Annotated in this window: 12 protein-coding genes; 6 read left to right on the plus strand and 6 right to left on the minus strand. The window is 39.2% G+C overall.

Annotation, left to right across the window (positions count from 1 at the left end; translation table 11 throughout):
- Positions 1-384 precede the first annotated feature (384 nt).
- Positions 385-954, minus strand: a complete 570-nt coding sequence (locus M5F03_RS08385) for a peptidylprolyl isomerase (protein WP_180103138.1) — start codon at positions 952-954, stop codon at positions 385-387.
- Positions 955-1,055: 101 nt separating this feature from the next.
- Between M5F03_RS08385 and M5F03_RS08390 the strand changes: the two genes are divergently transcribed.
- On the plus strand, positions 1,056-1,727 hold the full coding sequence (locus tag M5F03_RS08390; protein WP_249708009.1) for an acetoacetate decarboxylase family protein: 672 nt from the start codon (positions 1,056-1,058) through the stop codon (positions 1,725-1,727).
- A gap of 63 nt (positions 1,728-1,790) precedes the next feature.
- Here the strand turns inward: M5F03_RS08390 and M5F03_RS08395 are convergent, their stop codons facing one another.
- Positions 1,791-2,861, minus strand: a complete 1,071-nt coding sequence (locus M5F03_RS08395; protein WP_249707985.1) for an alpha/beta hydrolase — start codon at positions 2,859-2,861, stop codon at positions 1,791-1,793.
- Positions 2,862-3,062: 201 nt separating this feature from the next.
- On the opposite strand from M5F03_RS08395, the gene M5F03_RS08400 reads away from it, so the two are divergent.
- Complete coding sequence (locus M5F03_RS08400) at positions 3,063-3,632, plus strand: hypothetical protein (protein ID WP_078194437.1); 570 nt, start codon at positions 3,063-3,065, stop codon at positions 3,630-3,632.
- A gap of 181 nt (positions 3,633-3,813) precedes the next feature.
- Here M5F03_RS08400 and M5F03_RS08405 read toward each other — a convergent pair whose 3' ends face one another.
- Positions 3,814-4,041, minus strand: a complete 228-nt coding sequence (locus M5F03_RS08405; RefSeq protein ID WP_228144800.1) for a hypothetical protein — start codon at positions 4,039-4,041, stop codon at positions 3,814-3,816.
- A 937-nt stretch (positions 4,042-4,978) separates the two neighbouring features.
- Between M5F03_RS08405 and grpE the strand changes: the two genes are divergently transcribed.
- From grpE to M5F03_RS08425, 4 genes are all read left to right on the plus strand, one after another.
- Positions 4,979-5,518 carry a nucleotide exchange factor GrpE gene (gene grpE, locus M5F03_RS08410; protein WP_111885723.1) on the plus strand — a complete coding sequence of 180 codons (540 nt, stop codon included), beginning with the start codon at positions 4,979-4,981 and terminating at the stop codon, positions 5,516-5,518.
- Between the two features lie 120 nt (positions 5,519-5,638).
- Positions 5,639-7,579: a molecular chaperone DnaK gene (dnaK, locus tag M5F03_RS08415; protein WP_078194438.1), complete on the plus strand. Its 1,941-nt coding sequence runs from the start codon at positions 5,639-5,641 to the stop codon at positions 7,577-7,579.
- 214 nt (positions 7,580-7,793) lie between these two features.
- Positions 7,794-8,705: a matrixin family metalloprotease gene (locus tag M5F03_RS08420; RefSeq protein ID WP_180131260.1), complete on the plus strand. Its 912-nt coding sequence runs from the start codon at positions 7,794-7,796 to the stop codon at positions 8,703-8,705.
- Between the two features lie 120 nt (positions 8,706-8,825).
- The gene (locus M5F03_RS08425; protein WP_171263823.1) at positions 8,826-9,203 is read left to right on the plus strand and encodes a hypothetical protein; all 378 of its coding nucleotides are present in this window, start codon (positions 8,826-8,828) and stop codon (positions 9,201-9,203) included.
- Between the two features lie 67 nt (positions 9,204-9,270).
- On the opposite strand, the gene erpA is transcribed toward M5F03_RS08425, so the two are convergent.
- From erpA to M5F03_RS08440, 3 genes are all read right to left on the minus strand, one after another.
- Positions 9,271-9,606, minus strand: coding sequence for an iron-sulfur cluster insertion protein ErpA (gene erpA / locus M5F03_RS08430; RefSeq protein ID WP_078194440.1), 336 nt, complete (start codon positions 9,604-9,606; stop codon positions 9,271-9,273).
- Positions 9,607-9,741: 135 nt separating this feature from the next.
- Positions 9,742-10,749 (minus strand): putative solute-binding protein, encoded by a 1,008-nt coding sequence (locus M5F03_RS08435; protein WP_180024958.1) that lies wholly within the window; start codon positions 10,747-10,749, stop codon positions 9,742-9,744.
- Between the two features lie 203 nt (positions 10,750-10,952).
- Complete coding sequence (locus M5F03_RS08440) at positions 10,953-11,963, minus strand: putative solute-binding protein (RefSeq protein ID WP_180079198.1); 1,011 nt, start codon at positions 11,961-11,963, stop codon at positions 10,953-10,955.
- Positions 11,964-12,128: the final 165 nt, after the last annotated feature.

The raw sequence follows: 12,128 nt of genomic DNA on the forward strand, positions 1-12,128 counted from the left end.
CTGACAAAAATTTGCTCAAATAAACTTCGAGTAATTTCTACCATCAATCAATGAAAATAATTTCGATCAATCAATCAGTAAAAATCCACACAAGTTGTTCTTCATAATCTCTTAATGATCTTTCTAACATCTCGTCAATGCTAGAAGCTGGACTTCGATAAACTTAACAACTCAACGCTTTGCGTTTCGTTCGTTTCCGTCTATCTCGTCGGTATGGTGCTCATTATAGAGCAATTTCTTACACGTGCAAGTGCTTTTCACTCACAAAGAACACGAGTGTTTTATTTTTATGCACCATTATGGTTCAAAAAACACACTTTACTTACATAAATACATGATATTTATTACAAATATCATGTAAAATATTTTTCCTATTTTGTGCGCTTAGTTTTTTACAGGTGCTGCTTTAATCACCACACTCTGTATAACTACTGGGTTTACAGGGACATTCTGGTGCATTCCATAGTTCGCAGTTGGAACTTTTACGATTTTATCGACGATATCCATACCTTTAGTGACCTTACCAAAAACAGCATATCCCGCATTCATTGCACTTTTATTGAGAAAGTCATTGTCTGCAACATTAATAAAGAACTGACTACTTGCTGAATCAGGATGATTCATCCGTGCCATTGCCAATGTGCCGCGCTTATTATTCAAGCCATTACTTGATTCATTCTTAATCGCCGCTTTTGTTGGTTTCTCCTGCATTTTGACATCCATGCCCCCACCCTGAACCATAAATCCAGGAATCACGCGATGAAAGATTGTACCGTTATAAAATTTTTCTTTTGCATAGCTTTCAAAGTTTTTTGCTGAGATAGGTGCCTTGTCATTGAATAGTTCAATTTCAATATTGCCTTGAGAGGTTTTCATTTCGACAATAGTATTGGCAGCAAAACTGCTTAAGCTCACACAGCCAAGTGCTACAGTAAATAAAATCTGTTTTAACATTTGCTAACTCTTCTGATTGATCTCGTACTTGTTATTGACTGTATATTAGTCTTTGATGATTAAAAAGTAATTATTCTGCCATTATTAAAACGAGAACAATGATGACGCAAATAATACCGTCGGACACTCCATTAACACATTTACCACCTTGGCAACTGCGTGGCGATGCTTTTATTTTAAATTATTGGCTCTCTCCGAATTTTATCCAACAAGCGCAAATGTTCCGTTTAGCGACATCAGCTTTGGGTCGTGTGGTTCAGGTGTTATTGGTCCGATACCATGATTCGCCTGTGGGTCCTTATGACGAATTGCTGATTTTAGATCACCCTTTATGGAGTAAGAAAAGGTTAAGTTCGATACCTAAGATTTATGTTTCGACAGATATCTCTGTCATTCATGGCCAAAAACTCTGGGGTATTCCTAAAGAGTTGGCAAAGTTTGAATGGCAACAACATGACAATGAAGTGGTCTGTACTATAGAAGTTGAACAACAAAAGATGCAGATCCGTTTAAAAAAATCACGTTTACAGCGTTCTTTCTATATTAATAGTCATCATATCCCTGCAGCGATGTTGCAAATCAGACAAGCGTGGGAAGGTAAGCGCTATCAATTTTCACCGAAGTTTCGCGGACGGCTATCTAAACTGAAACAGGTAGAATGGCACAACACACAGGACATTTTTCCAAATTTTTCTGAAGCACGATTATTGCAAAGCTTTTATGTCCCCGAATTTAGCCTCGTTTTTCCTGCTGCAAAAATCCAAGATAAATAACCCAATAAATAAAAACCCAGTGTTTCACGTGAAACACTGGGTTTACTTTATATAAAGGAATGATTAACTACGTTTATCCCAAAATTTACGGAACTTCGTACTGATCTCAATCACGTATTTTTTAGCTCGGTGCGAAACCGGGGTTAAGTTAATAAAGCCATGGGTTTGATCGGTATATTCTTGATAAAACACTTTCACCCCTTGCTGACGGAGTTTATGCGAATAAATTTCACCTTCGTCATGTAAAACGTCATGCCCTGCCGTCACGATATACGCGGGTGCGATACCTGCCAATTTTCCATAGGTTGGTGAAATTAATGGATCATCTAAGGCCACTGCATGTTGTTCCACATATAAAGCAGTTACGACATCAATATCTTTTTCAGTCAGAACCAAACCATCTTTATAAGCATAGAAAGATGGGTGGCGACTTTTGAAATCCACCACAGGATAAATTAATAGCTGAGCTTGCGGGGCAAAAACTTTCTGAGCACTGCGCTGCGCAACTGCGGTAGCAATATTGCCGCCTGCACTATCCCCTGCCACCGCAATTCGATTTTTTAGAATTTTAAACTGACGACTATTTTGATAAGTCCAAGCCAAGGCATCTTCACAACTTTGCATTAATTGAGCTGGGCTGGCTTCTGGTGTTAAAGGATAATCAATACTTAAAACTTGTGTTTTGGCATGCACAGCCAATAAACGACAAACTTCATCATGCGTGTCTAAACCACCCACCACAAAACCACCACCATGATAAAACACGATCATCGGTAATTTTTTATTTGGAGCAGGATGATAATGACGCGCAAACAGCGTTGCACTTTGTAAAGGTAGACGTATATCTTGCACTTGTTTCACAAAGGTCGGCTTGGTCTTGATCGACTCCATCTGTAAATCAAATAATTTACGAGACTTCACATAGTCTTCGGTCACAAAGCCTGACTTACCTTGCTTGAGTTGAGCCGCCATCATGCATTTCACCAGCGGATCTAATTCTGGAAAAATAAACGGATAATCGAGACGTTTTGCGAGGCTTTCTTTGGCAAAGTTAGGAAGACGATCAAGTAACCGAGCAGCCGTACCTTGGCCTTTATCTTTCATATTTTTAAGTGATTCATTCAATGCAAACATGCTCTATCCTTCGAATTATGCTCTTCATACTTTCTACATGATCTAGGTCAAATGTGACCATATTCACATATAAGTCTCAACATCGACATACATAGTACAGACCTAGTTAAGCTAATCTTCTTTTATAGAGTTGTCATTGACAATTTACCCAAGTTTTATGGGTTGATTATGCTAACCCATTCTCGATAAAGGATACTCACCATGGCTAAAAAGATCATCCTTCTGTCTTTTGCGACTGCTTTTTTGGCTGTAGGCTGCGTAGCATTCCCTGAAGATGGTTACTACGATGGACGTTATGATCAACGTTATGACCGCCGTTATGATCATAATGATCGACGCTATGATAATCGTTATGATCGCCGTTACGACAGTCGTTATGAACAAGACCGCCGTACATGGGAACGTCAGCAACAACAACGTAATCGTTTAGAGCTCGAACGTAGAAAGCAGCAACTTGACCAGCGTAACTGGGAACAGAATCGTAAAAATCAACAAGAGTGGGATCGTCGTAAAAACGAACTCGAACGTCAACGTCTAGAACAACAGCGTAAATACTCTGAAGCTGAACGTCGTAAACGTGCTGAACAAGATCGTCAAAAAGTCAGCAAAGAGCGTCAGCGCTTAGAAGAACAGCGCCGTAAAGCCAGTCAAGATCGTAGAAAACAAATTGAGCAAGAGCGCAAAAAAAATATTCAAGATTTAAGAAAGGCATCAGATCAACAACGTAAAGCGGCTGAAGAACGTCGTCGCGCATGGGAAAATCGCCGTTAATTGATGTTTTTTTCAGATCGGTTAGAAGTAAAAAGCTCATCTACAGGATGGGCTTTTTTTCGTTCACTAAAAATAGAAAAGGTAAAAAAAAGCAATAGAAAAAAAATAGACAGAAGAGGCATCCTATCTTCTGTCTATTCTTGACTGCCTGTTGTTACAGGTCAGAGAGCATTAAACAATCTTATTGCTGAACTGTAGGTTGTGGTGCAGGCGCAGATTGAACTTCAGCACCTTGAGCTGATGGATCTGCTTGAACCACAGCACCCGATTGCTCTGTTGTTACAGATGCTTCAGTTGCAGACGTTACTTGTGCGGTTTCCGGAGATTCTACAGTTTCTTGAGAAGTACAACCCACCGCAGCTAAACCAAAACCTAAAACTGCGACAGCGAATAAACCAATTTTTTTCATCTTCATTATTTCCTTCATTGAATCATTAAAAGCAAAGCTCAACTTTGCCCGAGTCATAATGGAAAAAAATTCTGTGAAGTTCCCACCTTCTGAGTTGTACTTTGTACGAGGCACGGTACAGCTTATGAAATGTTTTATTAATTAGGCGGTTTTCTTTCATTTTAAGGCTTTACATCATTTTTTTAACTCAAGTGCTTTGTTTTTTATTAAAAAAATAAATATAAATGATTTTGAATAAAGCGTGATCACAGCTTTTGAATACAACAAAGTTCAACAAAACTTGCAACTCAGTTACTTAAGTGGCTGTTTTTATAAATTTCATGCAAAAAAAAGCCTGCTTATGAGAGAAGCAGGCCATGAAAAACACATTTGAAATAAATTAAGAAACTACAGCGATAGAATCTGAAACAAAGAATACTGTGCTGATCATTTTTTGTGAAATATTTAATAAAACTGATACTAAGAGTTTTTATGTATAAATATTAACCACTATTTTTTGAGGCAAAAAAAATGCTGATTCTTGGGAAATCAGCATGGAAAAGTGTTTCTAAAATCTAGAGGTAGTCACCATATCCCTCTCTCCAGTGGATATGGTCACTTCCGATAGATAAATTATGCAAATTTTCAGGCACAAAGAGAAACCGTTAAAATTTATGATGAAAATCTATAAATCCGATCAAAATATGATTATACATTCAAATCAATAATTTATATTTTCATAGAATTTAATTTTGCAGTCGATATTTGGCTGAAAAACCATTTATTTGAATAAAAAATTGCATTTAATCGCTGACTTCGCTTGAATTTTTATACCCTGCCCCGATTTCTTTTATTAATCATGAATTCAAAACGCATGGCAGTTACGCATCGATGTCGTTTGAACGCACAGCTATAAGGACTGAACATGTTTAAGAACCCATTTAAACGGAGTAAATCAATGGCGACTGAGCAAAACCAAGACGCTCAAGATCTTCAACAAGAGCAAGCAGAACAGCAAACTCAAGCTGAAAACGAGCAAGCTGAAGTTTCAGTTGAAGATTTACAAGCACAAATCACCAATTTAGAAGAAAGCTTAAAACTTGAAAAAGCACGTACTGCAAATGCCGTATATGAAGCGCAAAAAAGTGTAGAGCGCATTCAACGCGAATCTGAAAAGCATAAAGATACTGTGCTGGAAAAATTTGCAAAACAATTGCTTGAGTCAGTTGATAACCTTGAACGCGCGATTGCTGCGGCAGGTGATGAAAAATCAGGTTTATCTGAAGGTGTAGAACTTACACTGAAATCATTGCTCAGCACTTTAGAAAAATTTGGTGTGGTTGCTGTGGATACTGCAAATGGTTTCAATGCAGATCTTCATCAGGCTGTGGGCATCGATCCAAATGCCAAATCGAATGAAATCGGAACAGTATTGCAAAAAGGCTATAGTTTAAACGGTCGCCTATTACGCCCTGCTATGGTTATGGTTGGTGCATAAAGACAAATTTTCTGAGACGAATTAAAAATTTTAACCAATATTACTTGAAAATTTTTGATTGGCTCTCATATCGGATAACAAGCGAAAACATCGTAAAAGAATTTTAGAGGAAACATCCAAATGGCGAAAATCATTGGTATTGACTTAGGTACTACAAACTCTTGCGTAGCAGTACTTGAAGGCGACAAAGTAAAAGTAATCGATAACGCTGAAGGCGCTCGTACAACCCCATCTATTATTGCGTATAAAGACGGCGAGATCCTTGTCGGTCAATCTGCTAAGCGTCAAGCAGTGACTAACCCTAAAAACACATTATTTGCAATCAAACGTTTGATCGGTCGTAAGTACCAAGACCAAGCTGTGCAAAAAGATATCGGCCTTGTACCTTACAAAATCATCAAAGCTGACAATGGCGATGCTTGGGTTGATGTAAACGACAAGAAACTTGCACCACAACAAATCTCTGCTGAAATCTTGAAAAAGATGAAAAAAACAGCTGAAGACTACCTTGGTGAAACAGTAACTGAAGCGGTAATTACTGTTCCTGCGTACTTTAACGATGCTCAACGTCAAGCGACTAAAGATGCAGGTAAAATTGCTGGTTTAGATGTTAAACGTATCATCAACGAACCAACAGCTGCTGCACTTGCGTTCGGTATGGACAAAAAAGAAGGCGACCGTAAAGTTGCGGTTTACGACTTAGGTGGTGGTACTTTCGACGTATCAATCATTGAAATCGCTGACCTTGATGGCGACCAACAAATCGAAGTGTTGTCTACAAACGGTGATACATTCCTTGGTGGTGAAGACTTCGATAATGCATTAATTGAATACTTGGTTGAAGAGTTCAAGAAAGAACAAAGCGTAAACTTGAAACAAGATCCGCTTGCACTTCAACGTTTAAAAGAAGCTGCTGAAAAAGCAAAAATCGAGCTTTCTTCTTCGAATGCAACAGAAATCAACCTTCCATACATCACAGCAGATGCGACTGGTCCTAAACACTTAGTGATCAACGTGACTCGCTCTAAACTTGAAGGTTTAGTTGCTGAATTGGTTGCTCGTACAATTGAACCATGTAAGATTGCACTTAAAGATGCAGGTCTTTCAACCTCTGACATCTCTGACGTAATCTTGGTGGGTGGTCAGTCTCGTATGCCACTTGTACAACAAAAAGTACAAGAGTTCTTCGGCCGTGAGCCACGTAAAGACGTGAACCCAGATGAAGCTGTAGCGATGGGTGCTGCGATTCAAGGTGCAGTACTTTCAGGTGATAAAACTGACGTACTTCTTCTTGACGTAACTCCGCTTACACTTGGTATTGAAACAATGGGTGGCGTGTTAACAGCGATCATTGAGAAAAACACGACGATTCCTGCGAAGAAATCTCAAGTGTTCTCAACTGCTGCAGACAACCAACCAGCTGTAGACATTTCAGTTTACCAAGGTGAACGTAAAATGGCTCAACAAAACAAATTGTTGGGTAACTTCCAATTGGGCGATATTCCACCTGCTCCACGTGGTGTACCACAAATTGAAGTATCATTTGACATCAACGCTGATGGTATCTTGAAAGTATCTGCAAAAGATAAGAGCACAGGTAAAGAGCAATCAATTCAAATTAAAGCTAACTCTGGTTTGAGCGATGCTGAAATTGAAGCGATGATCAAAGATGCTGAAGCGAATGCTGAAGAAGATCGTAAATTTGAAGAATTAGCGAAAGCACGTAACGAAGCTGATGCACTTGTTTCTTCTGCTCAAAAAGCAGTAAAAGATCTTGGTGAACAGGTAACTGCTGATGAGAAATCTGCAATCGATGCTGCTGTAGCTGAGCTCGAAGCAGCGACTAAAGAAAACGATGTAGATGCAATCAAAGCGAAAACTGAAGCACTTCAAAACATCATTATGCCGATCACTCAACGTGCTTATGAAGCTGCACAAGGTCAAGGCGGTGCTGAAGGTTTTGATCCTAACGCTTTCCAAGGCGCTGAAGGTCAAGCTCAAAAAGCAGATGACGGCGTTGTAGATGCTGAGTTCACTGAAGTGAAAGATGACAAAAAATAATTTGTCGCTTTAACTGAGTCTTTCAAAGCTCAAAAAGACCGCGCGAAAGCGCGGTTTTTTTGTGGATGATTTTATCTGCATCAGGCAATATTCAAATAACACGCAAACGTTCAAACAGCCACATTCTTCTCGACTGCCAATCTGTCTATACTTAGATTTGCATAGCGCTAAATTTCAGTTAAATTAATGCAAAATAATCAAGTTTTGCGACGCTATGCGTTTGATTTTAATTATTGTTGTCATCGTTTTGAGTACTTGGTGGATCTATCAAACCAAGCAGCATCCTCAACTGAAATTTAATTCAATTTCAGATCGACTTTTACACCCTCTCGATACCCGACTGCGTTATCGGGTTGCTGATGTTGATCCGCGTTTTGGATTAAGCCAGCAACAAGTCATTCAACTTAGCCAAGAAGCCGCAGAGATATGGCATAAAGGGACACTCAAACCGTTATTTATCTATGACCCAAATGCACAACTGGCGATCCATCTAATTTATGATGATCGCCAAGAACAATACAATGCCTATAAGCAAGTCCAAAAGACCTTAGCCGCAGATAAAGCCCGTAATGATTTATATGCCGAGAACTTAGCAAATTCGAGAAAAGGTCTGGAGATGAATGAGCAACAGCTCCGATCAAAACAAGCCATGATCCGTGCGGAAATCGCACAGCTGTCGCAAGAACGTATGAATTGGAGCCGAATAGAGCATGCACAAGACCCCAATATGCAACGCGTTGAAAGAGAACTTGAGCAAGTTAAAGCACAAGCGATGCAATTAGACCAAGAAATAGATCGATTTAATCAGCAAAATGATCAATTTAACCAACAAGTCTTAAGCTATAACCAGCAAATCGATCAATATAATGCAGGCGTGATACAAGCCAGTCAGCGCTTTCCTGCTCGAGAGTTTCATAAAGGCGTTTTTATGGGGGATCAGATTCAGATTTATCAATTTGATGCCGAAGATGATTTACGCCTTACCCTTGCCCACGAACTCGGACATGCTCTCGGCTTATCTCACCATAATGACCCTGCTGCATTAATGTACCCAATCTTAGGCGCGCAACAATTAGAAAACTTTAAACTGATGCCAGCAGACCAAGGCTTACTATATTATCGTTAGAACACCCTGAGCAAAAAAAACCATACAATCTATAAGGATATTATAGGATTCACCAACAATAATTAGCATTTCATGTTATTGTTGATTTGCAATAATTCCCTTATATCAATGACATCTTACGTGGAGAGCAATGTGAGTTACTACCATATCTTAATTGAAGTGAATGACCACATCAGCACGATTGAACAAACCCGTGATATTGAGATTTTTGATATTACAGACATTCAACCTTATCTCCATGCGGTACTTTTACCCTTTTTTAATGAGCAATTAATTGAGCTCGAAGACGAAAATCTTGAGTTTAAAGATGTCTTGCATTTACAGGTCAAACAAACCCTATTGCCGATCCGTGACCTCATCGAAGAAGAACAACGCCTGCTTCCGAGTGATACCGATGTCACCATTACGGCATATGAAATTTTTAATAATTATCAATTGACTCAAGACGTGACTACCGTAATTTTAGATCTATTAGAAGCACTAAAATTTGAAGCCTAATATCGATTTTAAACATTAAAAAAGCCCTCTAAATGAGGGCTTTTTATGGCTCAATTCATCATCGCGATTAGATCGAGAATGAAGATCCACATCCACACGTGGTTGTCGCATTCGGGTTTTGAACCACAAATCGAGAACCTTCAAGACCTTCAATATAGTCGACTGTTGAACCAACTAAATATTGATAGCTCAGTGAATCAACCAACATCTTCACATCACCATTGATAAATTCAGCATCATCTTCGTTTTGGCTTTCAGCAAAATTAAACCCATATGAGAAACCTGAACAACCACCACCAGTCACATATACACGTAACATAAGGTCTTGATTACCTTCACTCTCACGCAATTGGCGTACTTTATTGGCAGCATTGTCAGTCAGCACAAGTGCTTGAGCATTCATGATGGATTCCTCTGAGTCATTGGGGTGTCTTTTAAAAAGAAAAGACCATATTTCAAGTATAACATACTCAATATATGGTCAGTCTTCACAGTTTAAAGTTAAATCAGAGTATTTTTCTCAAGATTCATTTAAAACTTATTTATAGTTTTCTTCCTGTAATGCGCATTCGAAGTTTTTCGGATCTTGTTTACAGCGGAATTGCCATAATAGTTTCATCATTCGCTTGTCGTAGATACCACGTTTAGTCAAATCGATACGCGCTTCACGCATCATTTTTTGATAACCAGCTTTGTCTGCTGTTGGAACATCCATCCAATATTTGGCTGGAATTTCTGACTTCATTTTGCCTAATATCGTGAATGCACGAGGTAATTGTGTTTTGACCCAATCACGTGATTTTTGCCCATACCCCGCTGGGAATTTATCTGGGCGAATAATAATATTTCCCGTCACTTGTAAAATTGGATAATTGACAATTGCGCCTTTGCTGCCTAAACCTTTATGTAATTCTAATGGTTTGAACACAGCTGCAGGAGCACCAATAATATCCACCTGACCATTGTTAAATTTAGCGCCAAAATTGGTTACATCGGCACTGACCGCTTGAGCCCCGACCTGCTGCACCATAATTTTCTGTGCTTCATCGTAGTCAAGCACCGCAATTTTTTTACCTGCGGCTTTAGCGACAGTATTGATACTACGATCATTCACCAACAGGTAGGCATCACCAACAGGTATCACACCTGCCACTTCATATTTACTATTAACCATGCTCTTCGCAAATGTTGGACTTGCAAGACCTTGCATAACTTTTACGGCCAATTTCAAATCTGGAATCGCACCAATGGCATCTAAAGAACCAGTAAAATTATTGAATTGGCGACCACGCATACCAGTAACACTGATCCCATCACATTTACCGGCTTTAAAATCTTCTGCAATCACTGCTTCATTTTGACCGACGCGGAGCTCAATGTCTGCGCCCCAGTTTTTTGCCGCCAATTGATAATCTTTCATCAGGGTAAAAACATCACCATTTTTACCGACCAAATCAAATACGCATACCACTTGCTTCGCTTGAGCTACGCCATTTACCGCTATTAATGCAGCAGCAACGCTCAATGCCTTTGTCCATTGTTTCATACTGACTTTCCTTGTTTTTTACTGTTTTTGTTTTTTAACCATTTTTTGAATTTTGGGTCATGCTGAGTTCGATTCAATTGACTCACAGCCCTCGATTTGAATTTAGATTACCTGAATATTTTGCTCACTCAATGGCGAGAATGACCTGTAAATTTGCAAAAAAAAGCCTGGATAAATCCAGACTTTTTTCTTTAAATATCAGCTTATTCGCCGCCAAGTGAACATTCAAAATTGGCTTTATCGACAGAACAACGTGCCTTTTTCAAAACAGACATCATGCCTGCATCATAAATGCCACGCTTCGTCATATCCATACGACCTTCACGCAGTAATTTTTGATATTTGGTTTTATCTTCTGCACTTAGGTTAAGTTTATATTTCGCAGGAATACCCGCTTCTAGACGGTTAATCATCGCGATACTCTTCGGTAAGTGTTTCACAAACCAATCACGTGATTTTTGACCAAAGCCTGCAGGGAACTGATCAGGACGAATAATAAAGTCCGCAGTCACTTGTAGAACTGGGAAGTTAAACATCGCACCATTGGTACCTAAACCTTTATAGATCTCTAATGGTTTGTAGGCATATGCAGGCGCACCCACCATATCCACCTGACCATTATTAAACTTCGCCACAAAGTTAGATACATCTGAAATCACAGCTTGAGCGCCGACACGTTGCACCATAATTTTTTGTGCTTCGTCATAGCCTAATACTGCAAACTTTTTACCTGCTGCTTTTTCAATTGAGTCAATTTTCTTGTCTTTGACAAAGATGAATGCTGAACCCAGTGGGGCAATACCCGCCACTTCGTATTTTTTACCACCTAGGTTACTAACCATTTTTGCAGCATTACGTTGGTCTAATGCAAAGGTAATCGCACGTTGCGCAATCGCATTGCTCGGTGCGCCACCCAGCGCATCAATAGAGCCTGCAAATTTATTGTACTGACGGGCACGCATCGCCGTCATAAATACGCCGTCACATTTACCTGCTTTAAAGTCATTGTCGGCTACTGCTTCGTCTTGACGCGGAATTAAGTTAATTTCAGCACCCCAGCTTTTTGCTGCAAGCGCCCATTCTTGAGCCATTTGATATGACTCGCCTGACTTACCCAGTAAGTCAAATACACAGATATCTACTTTTGCTGCCTGAGCTGAACCAGCAAAGCCAATTGCAGCAAACGTAGCCAATGATAGGAGCGTTTTTTTCATTCTATTTTCCTTTCAAATCTTTTTATGGTTCAGAGGTGTCCTTACACAAGCCCGATATTAAGCAAGTTAAATTAAAAAAAATAGAGCATTTACTCCATTTATTTATGTCATTTTGGCATATTCTGTTTTTCTGTGATGCATATCACTTTTTATTCAAAGTGAAAT

It is taken from the genome of Acinetobacter amyesii, from assembly GCF_023499985.1.
Lineage (GTDB): Bacteria > Pseudomonadota > Gammaproteobacteria > Pseudomonadales > Moraxellaceae > Acinetobacter > Acinetobacter amyesii.